Here is a 16,755-nt window from a genome sequence, read left to right as displayed (position 1 = left end):
AGTGGGATTATGGGCAGAGTGCCAGCTCGAATTTCACCTCGTCGTCGACAGAGGCTTTGCCATTAATTGGCTCATATCGCAAAAAGCGAATGCTAAAACGTTGTTTGTGCCCAGAAATCACCGGGTAGGCCGGTAAATCGGCTGGCACACGAATACGTAATAAACTCAGCGGTTCGGTACTTTCTTGCAGTAAGCCATTGGGTGCGGTTACCGTCTGGTAACGCGCCTGACCACGCATCAGTTCTAATTCCAACAATAAGCCATTCACCAAAATCTCAAGCTCAGACCACCAACGCATGGTATCAACATCGCGCACTTGCTGCGGTTGGTGCAACCAAAAATGTAACTGTGGCACATCGAAGTTGCAGGTGCCGCCCGGCATCGCAAAGCGTTGACGAATGGCGCTCAGCAAGCGGTCTTGCTTTAAGCTACTGCCTACTCGATTAATCGGTTGTATTGCTTGGATTGCTTGATTGACCTGGTTTAAGGTCTGCTCTAATGAATCTTGATTCACATCGGGGTGTTGCGCCCATACTTTTAGCTGCGCTTTACGACGCTCAAGATCTTTTTGCACGTCGGTGCGCACGTCACTGCGCTCGCACAGATCGAGAATTGCAAACAATGCACTGAAGTATCGTGTGTAGTTTTGCAGGGTAACCGGCGTATCAGGCTGCAACGCTTGTAAGATATGTTCTAGGCGCAAATACGTGCGCACCCGCTCAAGAAGTGGGTACTCGTAAGCTATGGTTGCATGATTATTATTATTATCCATCTGCTCTATCATAGCTGCTTATTAAGAAGTTTCAATGAGTTGACTGTTTAACTAGTGCTAAACGTAGGTAAAGCTCGTGCAGAGTCTCAACTTGCGACGTCAATTCGGCTTCATCGCCTTCATTGTGAATGATGTTATCTGCTGCTTGTAAGCGTTGCTCGCGCGAAGCCTGCGCATTAATAATCGCCTGCACTTGGTCTTCGCTCACATTATCACGTTGTTGGGTGCGTTCAAGCTGGGTTGCTTCGCTAACATCGACTACCAGTACTCGGTCACAAAGTTTGGTCAGACGGTTTTCAATCAGCAATGGCGCCGACAGAATCACATAGTCAGATTTTGCTTGCTGCAATTGACTTAGAATTTGATCACGAATCAGCGGATGGGTGAGGTCGTTCAGCCATTGCTTGTCTTCAGGGTGCTTAAAAATTCGTTCACGAAGCCAAGCTCGGTTCAGGTTACCATCGTCTAACAACGCCTTATCACCGTAGCGTTGCACGACAGCTCTCAGCGCTTCGCCCCCTTTATCCATAATATGACGCGCAATCACATCGGCATCGACAATCATAATACCGTGCTGCTGGAATAAATTGGTGACCGTGGTTTTACCGCTACCAATTCCGCCAGTAACGCCCACAACAAACATTAGTGTGCAACCCAGTTGAGATAACCAGTGAGTAAAGACTCACCCCAGAGCATGGCGACAACGCCACCACAAATCAAAAACGGGCCAAACGGAATGGGCTGTCCTTGTTTATTGCGGTTAATCGTTTGCCACGCAATGCCAATGATAGCGCCGCTTGCTGCTGCCGCTATGATTGTGACTGGTAGAAGTTGGTAGCCATGCCATGCCCCAAAGGCCGCTAGCAGCTTAAAGTCGCCATACCCCATGCCTTCCTTGCCAGTCAGCAATTTAAAGCCCCAGTAGACGCTCCAGAGCGCTAAATAGCCCGCCATAGCACCAATGACGGCGTCTTTAAGTGGGATATGACCGCTATATATCGCAAAACCTAAGCCAGTCCATAACATGAGGTAAGTCATTTGATCCGGCAGTAGCATGTGATCGGCATCAATAAAGAACATGCTGATCAACAAGCACGCGAGGAATAAATACACGAATGTGGTGAAAGTGAAACCCAGGTTCCAGACGACTAGCGCAAAGATAATGCCAGTGAGTAGCTCGATGGCTGGATAACGTGCGGAAATTTTCGTTCCACAGCTACGGCACTTTGCCTTTAATACCAGCCAACTGACGACAGGAATATTGTCATACCATTTAATTGGCGCTTGGCACTTCGGACAATGCGAATTCGGTTTCGCAAGATTAAACGGTTCATGTTGCTCTGGCTCAATGCCGTTAACCTCAGCACATTCGCGCTGCCACTGACGTTGCATCATCACCGGAAAGCGGCCAATGACAACATTCAGAAAGCTTCCGACTACAAGACCAAGTAATAAGCCAAAAACCGTCACCCACCAAGTTTGTGCCGGGTAGTCAAAAACGATTTCCATGTTAGCTAACCACCTTACCGAGTGAGAAGATTGGTAAGTACATAGCGACTATCAGACCACCAACAAGCACACCAATCACAACCATGATCATCGGCTCGAGTAGGGCGGTTAAGTTATCGACGAGGTCGTCCACTTCACGCTCATATATATTCGCGACTTTCGCCAGCATATCATCCAGTGAACCGGATTCCTCGCCGATAAACACCATTTGTTCAGCCAGCGTTGGGAATAGGTCTTGCGATTGCATGGCCGTATTCATTTGCATACCGGAGGTGACCTCTTCACGAATGCGCAAAATCGCATCGCGATAAACGGCGTTTCCTGATGCACCAGCTGCCGATTCAAGGGCGTTAATGAGTGGCACACCCGCAGCGAAAGTTGTTGAAAGTGTACGAGCAAAGCGTGCAACGGCGGCTTTATTTAAAATTTCTTTAATGACCGGTATTTTTAATGAATATTTATCGACTTTATCTCGAACATTTTGACTTTTCGAATAGGCACGCTTAAATAGCCATCCTGCGACAACGAATCCAGCCGCAACATAGAGGAAGTAGGCTTGCACAATTTCGGACAAGGTGACAACAAACTGCGTCATAGCCGGTAACTCGGCACCGAAATCTTTAAATACCGCTTCAAATTGAGGTACCACAAATACCAGCAAGATAATGGTCACAACAATTGCAACCACGATAACCGACGCCGGATAAACCAATGCTTTTTTGATTTTTGCTTTGAGTGCTTCTGATTTTTCGCGGTACGTCGCGATACGATCGAAAATCGTTTCCAGTGAACCTGATTGCTCACCCGATTCTACAAGGTCGCAGTACAAGGTATCGAAAATATCTGGGTGCTTACGCAGCGAAGAGGCAAACGGTGAACCGGCGGCGACGTCATTGGCAATGGTGAGCATCAAATCACGAATTTTAGGATTCTCAACACCCTTAGCAACCATCTCTAATGATTGCAATAAAGGAACACCCGCACTTAACATGGTAGCGATTTGACGGGTAAACAGCGCGATATCACCGCCGTTAATTTTCTTACCACCAAATAACGATTTGCCCTTCTTCTTGACGCTTTTCGGCATGACACCTTGGTCGCGTAGTTTAGCGCGTACGTGCTTGTCATTATCGGCACGCATCACGCCTTTGACGCGTTGCCCACGCTTATTAATGCCCGTCCAGGCAAATTCGGAAATCTCTTTGATGGCTTGTGGCTTTTTGGCCATGACTGCACCTTTATTATTCTGATTATACTAATTAGAAGTTGGTGACACGGTTGGCTTCTGCCAGGCTAATGGTACCTTTTAATACTTTCAACAATGCCGACTGGCGTAATGAGTTAATGCCGTCTCGACGTGCCTGCTTTGCAATTTCTAGTGACGATGACCCTTGCATTATAAGGTCTGCAATGTTGTCTGTAATGGGCATAACTTCGTATACACCTGTACGACCTTTATACCCGCCGGTGCATTGATCGCAACCAACCGCCTTGAATATTTTCGCAGTCTTTACCTGTTCTTCAGAAAAGCCTTGGCGCAACATTTCTTCTTTCGGCAACTTTTCTTCATCTTTGCAGGTGTTACACAAGCGACGAGCAAGACGCTGCGCAATAATCAGGGTGACCGAACCCGCAATGTTGTACGACGGCACGCCCATGTTCATCAAACGTGTCAGGGTTTCAGCCGCCGAGTTGGTGTGCAAGGTGGAGAGAACTAAGTGACCGGTTTGTGCCGCTTTAATCGCAATTTCTGCGGTTTCTAAGTCACGGATCTCACCCACCATCACCACGTCGGGATCCTGACGTAAGAAAGAGCGCAGTGCATCAGCGAAGGTCAAACCGGCTTTAACATTAATCTGAACTTGGTTAATTCCCATTAAGTTAATTTCAACAGGGTCTTCTGCCGTCGAAATGTTGCGCTCTGGGGTGTTCAGAATATTCAAACCGGTATAGAGCGAGACGGTTTTACCCGAACCTGTCGGACCCGTCACCAAAATCATACCTTGCGGCTTTTCTAACGCTTCTTCGTAGAGTTTCTGCTGGTCGGGTTCATAACCTAATGATTCGATACCAATCATTGCTGCGGCAGCATCGAGTATCCGCAAAACGATTTTTTCGCCATACAAAGTGGGCAAAGTACTGACCCGGAAATCAATCGCTTTATGTTTCGATAATTTGAGCTTAATACGACCATCTTGCGGTAATCGGCGCTCGGCAATATCGAGCTGTGACATAACTTTCAAGCGAGCAGCAATACGGCCTGCGAGTTGAACTGGCGGTTTAGCCACTTCATGTAACACACCATCGATACGAAAACGGACACGATACTCTTGTTCGTATGGCTCAAAGTGCAAATCCGAGGCGCCACGTTTAATGGCATCGAGCAGCATCTTGTTGATGTAGATAACAATCGGCGCATCGTTTTTTACATCGGCCGATACCGCGCCGCTATCGTCCTGACGTTCGCCTTCAGCATCAATTTCGCGAAGCTCTTGCTCGTCTTCCGCAGTAACACCTAATGCAGACGAGTCATTCTCAAGAACCGTATCAATTAGTTTTTGAAGCTTGTTCTCTTCGACTAATACCGCTTCAGTTTGCATCCGCGTACGGAATTGAAATTCATCGAGTGTCTCAATCCGTGTGGGATCAGAAACTGCCACGTACAGCACGCTGCCACGCATATACAGCGGTATCGCATGGTTTTTACGAATTAAGCGTTCATTGATAAATTCTTGCGGGATGTAATCAGGATTAAAAGCGTCGAGGTCAAGCCAAGGGGCATTTGATTCGAGGTAACAAAAGTTGGCAAGCTCGCTTGGCGAAATAAGCTTCTGATCAATTAAGCAGGCGCTAAATGGAAGTTTATTTTCCCAAGCATACTCACTGCATTTCGTGAGTTTTTCTTCAGGAATAAGTTTGTCACGCAGCAACAGCGCCGCGAGGGAGTGATGCAGCATGATTTACCTTAAACATCTAGATGAAGAAGCCTCAACCCAAACTACTGGTTGAGGCTTTAATAATAATTATCTAATTATAGTTATAAATCAATTAACCTGCAGCCTGTGGCTCAGAAGAACATCCATCAACACGAGAACCTTTCGTATAGTCTGAACATCCGATCGTCCAATTGAGCACACCACCGCCTGTTGATGCTTCAGGTTTGATTGTTACTTGGATTGGTTGACCATCAACATCGACAGCCTCCAAGGTTGCTGTGATCAAACCACCTTGAACATCTGCAACTGTTACCCCGTTTACGTTATCCGCTGACGTAATTGCTGGTGGAATAGGGGTCGGGTTGCCTGCTGCTGTTTCATCTTCTGGAGTCGCAGGGTCGTCGACTACAGGTCCGGTCGTCGCATTACAGTTAGTCAACGCGCCATAAGTCTGATAGCACATTGCAACAGTAGTTTTGTAGTTAGCCAACGCAGCTAAGCCAGTAGAAGCTTTTGCACGCTGGGTGTAGTCGCTGTACATAGGAATTGCTACAGCCGCCAAAATACCGATAATCGCAACAACGATCATCAATTCGATTAAGGTAAAACCTTTTTGAACTTGCGCTTTCATGAAATATCTCCCGAAAGTAATTTCAACTTATTAGTTATTGTAGTTGTCTAAAAGTAGCATCCAGATGCACTTCAGCACTTGGATGGCCGCTTTACGGACCACTACAAGTCTTCTGCATCAGCCGAAAGAACAAGTGGTATTTGCTTTGTCGACATACATCGGAAAGCTACTTCATCCACCAGACTTTAGCCTGCAGCCCCGCTATCCGCTGAAACCCAGAAGGGTTAAATCCAGTTGGACCGGAGGTTTTGCGTCACCACCTCTCAGTGGCTTTGCCTTTTAAAGCATGCCTGGCCCCCAAGCCCATTTCTGGTACTTAGTTGCGCATTGCTCCTAAAACATAGCAGATGAATAAAATTCGTCAATAGCTAAAGTTTTTGAAATCTTAAAGAAAGGTCAACGGCCTGTATATTTTTTGTTAAAGCGCCGGATGAAATGTAGTCAACGCCAGTTAAGGCCAATTCTTTCAAACGCTTATCGGTTATGTTTCCCGACACTTCTAAACGAGTTTGACCTGTACGTTGTTCTACTGCGGTGTAAATATCATGTAAAGGGAAGTTATCGAGCATAATGATGTCTGCCCCTGCTTGCAGAGCATCTTGATATTCGTCTAAATTCTCGACTTCCACTTCGACGGGTTTACCTGGATTTAGTTCGCGAGCTTTACGAATTGCTTGCACAATGCCACCACATGCCATGATGTGATTCTCTTTAATAAGGTAGGCATCGTACAGGCCAATACGGTGATTAAAGCCACCGCCGCATACCACGGCATACTTCAAAGCGGTACGTAATCCGGGAATAGTTTTGCGTGTGTCTAGTAGGCGCGTATCGCTACCTTCTAAATGGCGCACATAATGTGCGGTCGTCGTTGCAACGCCCGACAACGTCTGCAAAAAGTTTAAGGCGGTACGCTCGCCGGTTAAAATAACCTGAGCTGGTCCCTCGAGCTCACATAAAACCGTATCGGCATCAACTGTATCGCCATCAGCCACATGCCAAGTGACGGTGACAGCCCCACCGAGCTGTTTGAATACTTCGTTCACCCAATCAATACCACATACCACGGCATCTTCACGGGTAATGATCGTCGCACGAGCCTTTTCGCTGGCTGGAATCAGCTGCGCAGTAATATCAAGCTCCGCACGCAAACCGTTCAAATCTTCCTGCAATGCACGCTGCACCATTTGCTCACGATCAGATGCCAAAAGGGTAGGGTCAACTCGAGTATCCATCGGTGTGCCTTCTATATAGATGTAACCAGTTCAAATTGCGCTTATTGTAGGGCGACCGGCCACTTCCCACAAGGCGCTTCGCGATTAATCGGCGTTGCGTAAAATTTCTCGGGTTTCTAACAAATACAATTCAAACAGTTTGTAATGTGTGGCGTTGAGTATTTGCGTGACATTCACACGCGATTTTTTCAGTTTATTCGCCAGTGCTTGATGCGTCATTGGCATAAATCGCAGGTAGTAACTGAGTACTTGGGCTTGCTTCGTTGTTAACTGTGACAATAAGGCATCGGCGAACTTTGTTGTGAGCCTTAACCTCTCATTTATCTGCTCACTATCGGTCTGAATACCTAAGCGTTCTTTTTTAATTGCATTCAGCGCTCTCTCAGAAAGCTGTTCGGCAAGGCGTTTAACTGTCGAATGGTTATTTGATACTTGCGTGACCACACCCACGCCAATGCGTACATCCCAATCTTCTTGTTGCTGCTTGGATTTAAGAAATAAGCGCAGCAATAACGCAATAGTCACAGATTGATCAGCGTGTTCAGTTTCTATCACGAACCGACTCCCACGAAATACTTCATAAGAAAGTGGGATATAGTCATGAATCAGCCGTAGCCCCAGCTCAATGTGCGCACCGAGATGCCGGCGACTGTCAGCACTTTGATTGGGCGACTCAACAATATCTCCCATTAACACAGCAAATTGAGCAGACATGTGATAATTTCCTTAGTTTATTAGGTAATCAAATATAGTTACATGGAGAAAAGTAATCAAAATAAATTACTAAAAACCATCTTGCAATCAAAATTTAAAGTGGAAGAGCTTAATGAAATGGACTAATTTAATTAAATCGTTCGATTTAATCGGAGTTAACATGAAGACGATCACCGCCAATGAAGCAAAAACACATTTCGGCGAACTCATTATGAGTGTGCAGAGTACTCCCGTACGAATAAATAAGAACGGTAAGCCTGTTGCTGTGATGATGTCAGTTGAAGAATATGAATTAATTGAGCAAATGAAGCTCGAAGCATTGAAGGCAAGACTAAAGGCATCTGAAGAGCAAGCGCGAGCGGGTCTACTTCACGATGGAGAAACTGTATTTTCAGATATACTTGCTGGTAAATATGACTGATGCTTCATTATAAATTTACGTCGTTAGCACTAGCTGATCTTGTCGAAATTCGGGAGTATACAGTTGGTCAATGGGGAGCATTAAAAACGAATAGTTACATTGACCAAATTGAATCGACAATAAAGCTTTTATGTGAATTTCCTCAACTAGGGAAACTGAATACAAATTTAGATTCTAAATATCAGAGTTATCCGTTTGAGAGTCATATAATCTTTTACATGGTTGAACAAAACACCTTAGTCATTCACGCAATACTGCATCAACGTATGCTGCCAACGAGACTTTGAGATGATCTATGATTAACAACGGCTGGCTAGAGAAAGCAACCAAGCGCGAATCGCCGCATGCCGATGAGCGACCGGATCCTGAAGACATTAGTTTACTGGTGGTTCACGGTATTAGTTTGCCGGCGGGCGAGTTCGGTGGCCCGTATATCGATGACTTATTTATGGGCACACTCGACAGCACGGCACACCCTGATTTCAAAATACTCGAAGGCTTGCGCGTTTCTGCACATTGTTTAATTAGACGCGATGGCGAGCTCCTTCAGTACGTACCATTTCATCGTCGCGCTTGGCACGCAGGACGCTCAAACTATTGCGGCCGGCGCCGTTGCAACGACTTTAGTATAGGCATTGAACTTGAGGGAACCGATGACCAGCCTTACACTAAAGCGCAATATGCGCGCTTAGCTGAAGTGGTCGAACATCTGCTGCAACACTACCCAGCGTTAACGCGGCATCGTATAGTAGGGCACCAACATATTGCGCCGGTGCGAAAAACTGACCCAGGCCCGGCATTTGATTGGGCTTACTTCAAACAACTTGTTAGCGAAAGGGTATAAGCATGTACTTGTTGGCAATATTGCTTGCATATTCATTAGAACGCACGCTAGAAATCACGCGCAATTTGCACTGGCGTCGTATTATTCTGCGCTGGCAACATTGGCAAGTAAGCAACACCAAACTTGAAGGCTGGCGCCAGAATGATCTGGGTTATGTTCTGTGGGCAATTATCCCAGCGCTATTGATCGGCTTTGTATTACTGCTGCTCGATAACGTCTTATTGACCTTTGTAGTAAGCACCGCAGGTTTACTTAGCGCCATTCAAGCACCAGCTGCTCGCGCAGCATACAAAGCTTACTTGCAAGCAGAACATGATGAAGACGGCGCTGAGCAAGCAAAGCAACTGAAACTGTTGCAGCAGGCTTCAGGTCGTCACGAAGCCGCACCAGTTGAACACCTTATTTTATGGATACACTTACGCCATTACTTCGCCGTGATGATTTATTTCGTCTTGCTAGGCGTGGCAGGCGCACTGGTTTACGCCACGCTACGCGACATGCGTCACAATAAGAGCCCTCGTTGGCAAGTTGTTCATCAAATTATCGATTGGCTACCAACACGCTTAATGACTTTAGGCTTCTTATTAGTGGGTAATTTCTCGAAAGCCGCAGCAACATGGCTGAACTCAGTGGGCAACAAACCACAAAACAACTTCATAGCCCTGACCAAAGTTGCTGAGCTTGCCGATGACCTCACTGCTCCGACCACCACCGCACTCGTTAAGCGTAACTTCTTGTTATATATCGTTTTCGTGGCGTTATTGACGATTGGTGGTTGGCTGTAAGCGGAATCTGTTTGGTTTTTTCGCGTCACTGATCTAAAATGTTGGTCTATTGGTATGACCAAAAAGCAAAAGCGTTATTCGTTATTGGTTGCTCGTTACTCGAAGTACCACTGACGAATAACGACTAACGAATAACCAGTAACGGGTTTTCTATGACTTTCCAGCGCATACAACAGACCAAACTTTCCGATGTCATCATGGAGCGCATCGAAGCCATGATCGTCGACGGCACGCTCGAAGCAGGAGCGCGGTTGCCGTCTGAGCGCGATCTCGCGGCACAGTTCTCGGTGTCACGCCCAAGTTTGCGCGAAGCCATTCAAAAACTCGAAGCGCGCGGCTTAGTTGAGCGACGTCAAGGCGGCGGTACGTACGTGTGCGATAACATGCAAGAGCGTGTTGCCGAACCTTTGCTAGACTTACTGGCGCAACATCCAGAATCACAATTTGATTTGCTTGAGTTTCGTCATGCGCTTGAAGGCATCTCTTCTTATTATGCAGCGATGCGCGGCACGGCTACTGATATTGAAGCCATCAACGCAGCATTTGAGAAGCTACAGCAAGACCCCGGCGCGGAGCTTGCCGCACAGGCGCAGGCACTGACCGAGTTTAATTTGCGAATTACCGAAGCCTCGCACAATGTGATCCTATTGCACTTGGTACGCAGTATGCTGCCATTGTTGCAGAAAAATATTCAGCAAAACCTGCAGGACCTCGCGCACAAGCCCGGCGTCATGCAGCAGTTACATGAACATCGGCAGCAAATAGTTGCTGCCATCACGGCTGGTGAACCCGAACAGGCGCGAGAAGCTTGTCATCAGTTGCTAGCCTATATTGAACATGCGTTGCTCGCCTCGAATCGTGAACAATCACGAATTCAGCGTTCGCTACGCCGAACTCAGCAAGGGTAAGGACAGAAGTATGACTGACCATTTAAAAGACGACATCGACCCGCAAGAAACGCGTGAGTGGCTTGAAGCCCTCGAGGTCGTGTTGGAAGAAGACGGCCCCGAGCGTGGCCATTTCTTGCTTGAAAGTCTGATTGAGAAAGCGCGCCGCAGTGGTGCGTACTTGCCATATAACGCAACGACAGCGTACTTGAACACCATTCCAGCAAGCCAAGAGCCAACCATGCCAGGCGACCGCACAATTGAAGCGCGTATTCGTGCGGCGATTCGCTGGAACGCTTTGGCAATGGTATTGCGTGGTTCGAAGAAAGAACTCGAGCTTGGCGGTCATATTTCAAGTTTCGCATCGTCGGCCATGTTATACGATGTCGGCTTTAACCATTTCTTCCGTGCACCGACTGATCAAGACGGTGGCGACTACCTGTTTGTTCAAGGACACGTGTCGCCGGGAATTTATGCGCGAGCCTACTTGGAAGGTCGCATTAGCGAAGAACAATTGAATAACTTCCGTCAAGAAGTTGATGGTAAAGGCGTACCTTCTTATCCGCATCCACATTTGATGCCTGATTTTTGGCAGTTCCCAACGGTATCAATGGGCTTAGGTCCAATTCAAGCAATCTATCAAGCACGCTATCTGAAATATTTAACTGATCGTGGCATTAAAGATTGCTCGAACCAACGCGTTTACTGCTTCTTAGGTGATGGCGAAGTCGATGAGCCAGAAAGCTTGGGTGCAATTGGCCTAGCAACGCGCGAAGGTCTCGATAACCTGACCTTCATCGTCAACTGTAACTTACAGCGTTTGGATGGTCCGGTACGTGGTAACGGTAAAATCATTCAAGAACTTGAAGGTACCTTCCGAGGCGCAGGCTGGGAAGTTATTAAAGTAATTTGGGGTCGCTACTGGGATCCATTGTTGTATCGCGACACCGAAGGCAAGCTTGCACAAATCATGCAAGACAGCGTTGACGGTGAGTATCAGAACTATAAAGCAAAAGGTGGCGCGTATACCCGTGAGCATTTCTTCGGTAAAACAGAAGAAACCAAGGCCATGGTAGCGAACCTCACCGACGAAGATATCTGGCGCTTAAATCGTGGTGGTCACGACCCAATGAAAGTGTATGCGGCTTATCATAAAGCAGTAAACACCAAAGGTCGCCCGCAGGTGATTCTTGCGAAAACCGTCAAAGGTTACGGCATGGGTGCCGCTGGTGAAGGTAAGAACATTGCCCACCAGGTGAAGAAAATGGATATGGAAGCGATCAAACACTTCCGCGATCGTTTCAGCATTCCTATTAAAGACAGTGAGCTTGAAGATATTCCGTTCTACAAGTTCCCTGAAGATAGCGATGAAATGAAGTACATGCGCGAGCGTCGTGAGTCGCTTGGCGGCTTCATGCCGAAGCGCTTACCGAAAACGTCGGTTGAGCTTGAAATTCCATCGTTGAAAGCATTTGAAGCGGTGACCAAAGGCTCTGGCGAGCGCGAAATTTCGAGCACCATGGCGTTTGTGCGTGTACTAACCGCATTATTGAAAGATAAGAAAATTGGTCAACGCATTGTGCCGATTATTCCGGACGAAGCACGTACCTTTGGTATGGAAGGCCTTTTCCGTCAAGTCGGTATCTACTCTAGCCAAGGCCAGAAGTATGAACCACAAGATTCAGATCAAGTGGCTTACTATCGTGAAGATAAAAAAGGCCAAGTTCTACAAGAAGGTATCAACGAGCTGGGCGCAATGGCGTCATGGGTAGCGGCAGCAACCAGTTACTCAACCAATAATGAGCCGATGATTCCGTTCTACATCTATTACTCTATGTTTGGTTTCCAACGGGTGGGTGACTTGGTGTGGGCTGCGGGCGATAGCCAAGCACGCGGCTTCTTGGTCGGTGGTACAGCGGGTCGTACCACACTGAACGGTGAAGGTTTGCAGCACCAAGACGGCAGCAGCCACATCTTGTTTAACACCGTGCCAAACTGTATTACGTATGATCCAACTTACGGATACGAAGTGGCGGTGATTGTGCAGGACGGCTTGCGTCGCATGTATGGCGAGCAAGAAAATGTGTTCTATTACATCACCGTGATGAACGAGAACTACCAACAACCAGAAATGCCTGAAGGTGTGGAAGAAGGTATTCTCAAAGGCTTGTATGAGTTTGAAACGCACAAAGCCAAGAGCGCGAAGGGCGAAGTGCAGTTGCTAGGCTCGGGCACCATTTTGCAGCAAGTGCGTGAAGCGGCTAAATTGTTGGCGGATGACTTTGGCATTACCGCTAAAGTTTATAGCGCAACGTCGTTTAACGAGTTGGCGCGAGATGGGTATGACGTTGAGCGTTATAACATGCTACATCCTAGCAAAAAGCAGAAAACTGCGTACGTCACTGAGCTGTTAAGCAAAGCGAAAGGCCCAACCATTGCAGCAACCGACTACATGAAGCAATACGCAGATCAAATTCGTGCGTGGGTACCAACGCCTTATCGCGTGTTGGGTACAGATGGTTTCGGTCGTTCGGATAGCCGTGAAAACTTACGTCGTCACTTTGAAGTGAACGCGCACTACATTGTTGTTGCTGCGCTGACCGAGCTGGCGAAAGCGGGCGATATCGATGCCAAAATGGTAGAAAAAGCCATTAAAGATTTCGGCATTGATACCAACAAAATCAACCCACTGTACGCGTAAGCAACGGGAGCGGAGGCAATAATGGCAGATTTAAAAGAAGTAAAAGCCCCCGATGTGGGCGGTGATGAAGTAGAAGTCATCGAAATACTAGTTAGTAAGGGCGATAGCCTTGAAGCAGAAGATTCGCTAATTACTGTCGAGAGCGACAAAGCGTCGATGGATATTCCTGCACCGTTCGCTGGTGTTGTCGCTGAACTGAAAGTAAAAGTCGGCGACAAAATCAAAGAGGGCGACCTTTTAGCGATGTTTGAAGCATCGTCGTCTTCTGACGACGATGCCGACGCCGACACATCAGATGAACCGGCGTCTGACACCGCGCAAGCGGGGTCTGACACCCAATCTACCGACTCAGCAGACCAAGATGAGTCACCAGCCAAAGCTGAATCAGCCGACGAAGGCAAGCCAGCAAACAAAGGCAAGTCAGCCGGCGAGAAAAAAGTCATCGAGGTCACGGTCCCAGACATCGGCGAAGATGGTGAAGTTGACGTAATTGAGGTGCTCGTCAGCGAAGGTGACGAAATCAGCGCTGAAGATGGCTTGATCACGCTTGAAACTGACAAAGCAACCATGGATGTACCAAGCCCAGAAGCAGGCGTGGTGAAATCGGTGGAAGTGAAAGTTGGTGATAAAGTCAAACAAGGCTCACTCGTTGTGATGCTCGAAGTATCGACTGGCTCGGTGTCTGACACCGGCGTAGCCCGGCGTTCCACGCCGGGTGACAGCGAAGCTGACGCGAATGCTGACACGTCTTCAACTGCCGTTTCATCAGACGAAAGCAAGCCCAAAAGCGAAGAAAAGAGCAGCGAGCGCAAACCGCCAGTCCCTGATCATCCGCTGGACAAAAAATCGAAAGCCGAAGGCTTGGCTTACGCATCGCCTGCTGTGCGCCGCTTAGCGCACGAATTCGGTGTGGATTTGAACAAAGTAAAAGGTTCAGGTCGCAAAGAGCGGATTTTGAAAGAAGACGTGCAAGAGTACGTGAAGTACGAGTTGTCACGCCCGAAAGCGACGGCCTCGAGTGGCGTCGGTCAAGGCGCTGGCGGCTTGCAAGTGATTGCGCCTCCGAAAGTAGACTTTAGCAAGTTTGGCGAAATTGAAGAGGTGCCATTAACGCGCATTCAGAAAATTTCAGGCCCGAATCTGCATCGCAACTGGGTAACCATTCCACACGTTACGCAATTTGATGAGGCGGATATCACGGAACTAGAAGCATTCCGTAAGCAAGAAAACGAGCTGCAAGCGAAGAAGAAAGACGGCGTTAAAATTACGCCATTGGTATTCATCATGAAGGCTGTTGCCAAAGCATTGCGCGAGTACCCAGTATTTAACTCGTCGCTGGCAGATGATGGCGAGCACCTCATCATGAAGAAATACGTGCACATTGGTATTGCAGTGGATACGCCAAATGGCCTCGTCGTCCCAGTGATTCGTGATGTGGACAAAAAAGGCATCTACGAATTGTCTGACGAGTTGCTTGAAATCAGTGCCAAGGCACGCGACGGCAAGCTAAAAGCACAAGACATGCAAGGCGGTTGTTTCTCAATTTCTAGCCTTGGCGGCATTGGTGGTACGGCCTTTACGCCAATTGTGAATGCGCCAGATGTCGCAATTTTGGGTGTATCGAAGAGCGAAATGAAGCCGAAATGGAACGGCAAAGACTTCGAACCACGCTTGATGTTGCCGTTGAGCTTGAGCTATGACCACCGCGTGATTGATGGTGCCGTAGCAGCGCGCTTTAGCGTGTACTTAAGCGCAGTGCTTTCAGATATTCGCAAATTGGTTCTATAAATTAAACAAATGAGCACGGGGCTGTTATAATCAGCCCCAACGTTTTTCCCGAATTCTAACGAGGTTGATATGAGCAAAGAAGTGAAGGCCCAAGTTGTCGTTCTCGGTGGCGGCCCAGGTGGTTACTCTGCAGCATTCCGTGCTGCTGACTTAGGTTTAGAAACCGTATTGGTTGAGCGCTATAGCACCTTAGGTGGCGTGTGCTTGAACGTAGGCTGTATTCCTTCAAAAGCTTTGTTGCACCTTGCGAAGCACATTGAAGATGCGAAGCACATGGGTGCTGAAGGCGTGGAATTCGGCGAGCCAAAAATCGACCTCGACAAAATTCGCAAGCACAAAGAAAAAGTGATCGGTCAGTTAACCGGTGGCTTAGGTCAAATGTCGAAAATGCGTAAAGTGAAAGTTGTGAATGGCGTGGGCGAATTCGCTAGCGACAAGCAACTGAAAGTGAAAGACGCAGACGGCAACGAAACTGTGGTGAACTTTGAGCACGCCATCATCGCGGCTGGTTCGCAATCGATCAAACTACCATTTGTGCCGCACGACGATGAGCGCATTTGGGATTCAACCGATGCACTCGAATTGCCTTTCGTTCCAGACCGCATGTTGATCTTAGGTGGCGGTATCATCGGCCTCGAGATGGGTTGTGTGTACAGCGCGTTAGGTGCCACGGTTGACGTGGTTGAAATGACCGAGCAACTGATTCCGCCAGCAGATAAAGACATCATCAAAGCATTCACCAAGTCAATTTCGAAGAAGTTCGACAACATCATGTTGAACACCAAGGCGGCGAAAGTTGAAGCCAAGAAAGACGGCATTCACGTCACTTTCGAAGGCGACAAAGCACCTGAGAAACCAGTGAAATACGACGCCGTATTGGTTGCTGTCGGTCGCGCACCAAATGGTAAGAAGCTTGGCGCAGAAAATGCCGGCGTGAAAGTGACAGATCGTGGTTTCATTGAAGTCGACAACCAAATGCGCACTAACGTGAAGAATATCTTCGCTATCGGTGACATTGTTGGTCAACCAATGTTAGCGCACAAAGCTGTTCACGAAGGTCACGTGGCTGCCGAAGTCATTGCTGGCAAGAAACACTTCTTCGATCCGAAAGTGATTCCTTCAATTGCTTATACTGATCCTGAAGTGGCGTGGGCAGGCTTGACTGAAAAAGAAGCCAAAGAACAAGGCGTTGAGTACGAAGCCGCGGTATTCCCATGGTCAGCTTCTGGTCGTGCGATTGCGCAAGGCGCAACCGACGGCTTCACCAAGTTGTTGTTCGATAAGAACAACCGCATCATCGGTGGTGCCATTGTTGGTTCAAACGCGGGTGAATTGCTTGGCGAAATCTGCTTGGCTATCGAAATGGGCTGCGACGCAGAAGACATCGCGCTCACCATTCACGCTCACCCAACGCTACACGAATCAGTCGGCTTGGCCGCAGAAGTGTTCGAAGGCTCAATCACCGACCTCCCGAACAAAAAAGCGAAAAAGTAGCCCGGCGTTTTACGCCGGGTAGCGCGCAGCGCTGTTAA

At 47.8% G+C, this 16,755-nt stretch carries 16 protein-coding genes and 1 riboswitch; of the genes, 8 read left to right on the top strand and 8 right to left on the bottom strand.

Features of this window, described 5'->3' with window-relative positions:
• Window positions 1–7 precede the first annotated feature (7 nt).
• From zapD to CWI76_RS06315, 8 genes are all read right to left on the bottom strand, one after another.
• Entirely contained in the window at window positions 8–772 is a 765-nt protein-coding gene (zapD, locus tag CWI76_RS06350; RefSeq protein ID WP_157980812.1) for a cell division protein ZapD, read from the bottom strand.
• A gap of 31 nt (window positions 773–803) precedes the next feature.
• Window positions 804–1,415, bottom strand: coding sequence for a dephospho-CoA kinase (gene coaE / locus CWI76_RS06345; protein ID WP_126759522.1), 612 nt, complete (start codon window positions 1,413–1,415; stop codon window positions 804–806).
• Entirely contained in the window at window positions 1,415–2,281 is an 867-nt protein-coding gene (locus tag CWI76_RS06340) for a prepilin peptidase (protein WP_126759521.1), read from the bottom strand. The genes coaE and CWI76_RS06340 overlap by 1 nt, the downstream gene beginning before the upstream one ends.
• 1 nt (window position 2,282) lies before the next feature.
• Window positions 2,283–3,509 (bottom strand): type II secretion system F family protein, encoded by a 1,227-nt coding sequence (locus CWI76_RS06335; RefSeq protein WP_126759520.1) that lies wholly within the window; start codon window positions 3,507–3,509, stop codon window positions 2,283–2,285.
• 31 nt (window positions 3,510–3,540) lie between these two features.
• Window positions 3,541–5,238: a type IV-A pilus assembly ATPase PilB gene (gene pilB, locus CWI76_RS06330; RefSeq protein WP_126759519.1), complete on the bottom strand. Its 1,698-nt coding sequence runs from the start codon at window positions 5,236–5,238 to the stop codon at window positions 3,541–3,543.
• A 91-nt stretch (window positions 5,239–5,329) separates the two neighbouring features.
• Window positions 5,330–5,848 (bottom strand): pilin, encoded by a 519-nt coding sequence (locus CWI76_RS11750; RefSeq protein WP_126759518.1) that lies wholly within the window; start codon window positions 5,846–5,848, stop codon window positions 5,330–5,332.
• A gap of 188 nt (window positions 5,849–6,036) precedes the next feature.
• Window positions 6,037–6,135, bottom strand: a riboswitch (cyclic di-GMP riboswitch).
• Window positions 6,136–6,216: 81 nt separating this feature from the next.
• Window positions 6,217–7,083: a carboxylating nicotinate-nucleotide diphosphorylase gene (nadC, locus tag CWI76_RS06320; protein ID WP_126759517.1), complete on the bottom strand. Its 867-nt coding sequence runs from the start codon at window positions 7,081–7,083 to the stop codon at window positions 6,217–6,219.
• Between the two features lie 84 nt (window positions 7,084–7,167).
• On the bottom strand, window positions 7,168–7,797 hold the full coding sequence (locus CWI76_RS06315; protein WP_126759516.1) for a sigma factor-like helix-turn-helix DNA-binding protein: 630 nt from the start codon (window positions 7,795–7,797) through the stop codon (window positions 7,168–7,170).
• Window positions 7,798–7,957: 160 nt separating this feature from the next.
• On the opposite strand from CWI76_RS06315, the gene CWI76_RS06310 reads away from it, so the two are divergent.
• The 8 genes from CWI76_RS06310 (at window position 7,958) to lpdA (ending at window position 16,717) form a co-directional block, all read left to right on the top strand.
• Window positions 7,958–8,218 carry a type II toxin-antitoxin system Phd/YefM family antitoxin gene (locus tag CWI76_RS06310; RefSeq protein WP_126759515.1) on the top strand — a complete coding sequence of 87 codons (261 nt, stop codon included), beginning with the start codon at window positions 7,958–7,960 and terminating at the stop codon, window positions 8,216–8,218.
• The gene (locus tag CWI76_RS11785; protein WP_126759514.1) at window positions 8,218–8,505 is read left to right on the top strand and encodes a type II toxin-antitoxin system RelE/ParE family toxin; all 288 of its coding nucleotides are present in this window, start codon (window positions 8,218–8,220) and stop codon (window positions 8,503–8,505) included. The genes CWI76_RS06310 and CWI76_RS11785 overlap by 1 nt, the downstream gene beginning before the upstream one ends.
• A gap of 8 nt (window positions 8,506–8,513) precedes the next feature.
• A complete protein-coding gene (gene ampD, locus CWI76_RS06300) occupies window positions 8,514–9,062 on the top strand; it encodes a 1,6-anhydro-N-acetylmuramyl-L-alanine amidase AmpD (protein ID WP_126759513.1) in 549 nt (182 codons plus the stop codon).
• Window positions 9,063–9,064: 2 nt separating this feature from the next.
• Window positions 9,065–9,847 (top strand): regulatory signaling modulator protein AmpE, encoded by a 783-nt coding sequence (ampE, locus tag CWI76_RS06295; RefSeq protein WP_126759512.1) that lies wholly within the window; start codon window positions 9,065–9,067, stop codon window positions 9,845–9,847.
• Window positions 9,848–9,999: 152 nt separating this feature from the next.
• A complete protein-coding gene (gene pdhR, locus CWI76_RS06290; RefSeq protein WP_126759511.1) occupies window positions 10,000–10,755 on the top strand; it encodes a pyruvate dehydrogenase complex transcriptional repressor PdhR in 756 nt (251 codons plus the stop codon).
• 10 nt (window positions 10,756–10,765) lie between these two features.
• Entirely contained in the window at window positions 10,766–13,435 is a 2,670-nt protein-coding gene (aceE, locus tag CWI76_RS06285; protein WP_126759510.1) for a pyruvate dehydrogenase (acetyl-transferring), homodimeric type, read from the top strand.
• Window positions 13,436–13,456: 21 nt separating this feature from the next.
• Entirely contained in the window at window positions 13,457–15,223 is a 1,767-nt protein-coding gene (gene aceF, locus CWI76_RS06280) for a dihydrolipoyllysine-residue acetyltransferase (RefSeq protein ID WP_126759509.1), read from the top strand.
• 69 nt (window positions 15,224–15,292) lie between these two features.
• A complete protein-coding gene (lpdA, locus tag CWI76_RS06275) occupies window positions 15,293–16,717 on the top strand; it encodes a dihydrolipoyl dehydrogenase (RefSeq protein WP_126759508.1) in 1,425 nt (474 codons plus the stop codon).
• Window positions 16,718–16,755 lie beyond the last annotated feature (38 nt).

Origin of the sequence: Pseudidiomarina marina (assembly GCF_003987045.1) — a bacterium.
Lineage (GTDB): Bacteria > Pseudomonadota > Gammaproteobacteria > Enterobacterales > Alteromonadaceae > Pseudidiomarina > Pseudidiomarina marina.
The sequence above is the reverse complement of the archived record's forward strand: the minus strand, read 5'-3'. Positions and strand labels throughout refer to the sequence as shown.

Bases quoted from the DNA above. Each gene is read 5' to 3' on its own strand.
- aceF (WP_126759509.1), top strand. From the start codon at position 13,457: ATGGCAGATTTAAAAGAAGTAAAAGCCCCCGATGTGGGCGGTGATGAA.
- zapD (WP_157980812.1), bottom strand. From the start codon at position 772: ATGGATAATAATAATAATCATGCAACCATAGCTTACGAGTACCCACTT.
- coaE (WP_126759522.1), bottom strand. From the start codon at position 1,415: ATGTTTGTTGTGGGCGTTACTGGCGGAATTGGTAGCGGTAAAACCACG.
- pilB (WP_126759519.1), bottom strand. From the start codon at position 5,238: ATGCTGCATCACTCCCTCGCGGCGCTGTTGCTGCGTGACAAACTTATT.
- lpdA (WP_126759508.1), top strand. From the start codon at position 15,293: ATGAGCAAAGAAGTGAAGGCCCAAGTTGTCGTTCTCGGTGGCGGCCCA.
- CWI76_RS06335 (WP_126759520.1), bottom strand. From the start codon at position 3,509: ATGGCCAAAAAGCCACAAGCCATCAAAGAGATTTCCGAATTTGCCTGG.
- CWI76_RS06340 (WP_126759521.1), bottom strand. From the start codon at position 2,281: ATGGAAATCGTTTTTGACTACCCGGCACAAACTTGGTGGGTGACGGTT.
- aceE (WP_126759510.1), top strand. From the start codon at position 10,766: ATGACTGACCATTTAAAAGACGACATCGACCCGCAAGAAACGCGTGAG.
- ampE (WP_126759512.1), top strand. From the start codon at position 9,065: ATGTACTTGTTGGCAATATTGCTTGCATATTCATTAGAACGCACGCTA.
- CWI76_RS11750 (WP_126759518.1), bottom strand. From the start codon at position 5,848: ATGAAAGCGCAAGTTCAAAAAGGTTTTACCTTAATCGAATTGATGATC.
- ampD (WP_126759513.1), top strand. From the start codon at position 8,514: ATGATTAACAACGGCTGGCTAGAGAAAGCAACCAAGCGCGAATCGCCG.
- CWI76_RS11785 (WP_126759514.1), top strand. From the start codon at position 8,218: ATGCTTCATTATAAATTTACGTCGTTAGCACTAGCTGATCTTGTCGAA.
- pdhR (WP_126759511.1), top strand. From the start codon at position 10,000: ATGACTTTCCAGCGCATACAACAGACCAAACTTTCCGATGTCATCATG.
- CWI76_RS06315 (WP_126759516.1), bottom strand. From the start codon at position 7,797: ATGTCTGCTCAATTTGCTGTGTTAATGGGAGATATTGTTGAGTCGCCC.
- CWI76_RS06310 (WP_126759515.1), top strand. From the start codon at position 7,958: ATGAAGACGATCACCGCCAATGAAGCAAAAACACATTTCGGCGAACTC.
- nadC (WP_126759517.1), bottom strand. From the start codon at position 7,083: ATGGATACTCGAGTTGACCCTACCCTTTTGGCATCTGATCGTGAGCAA.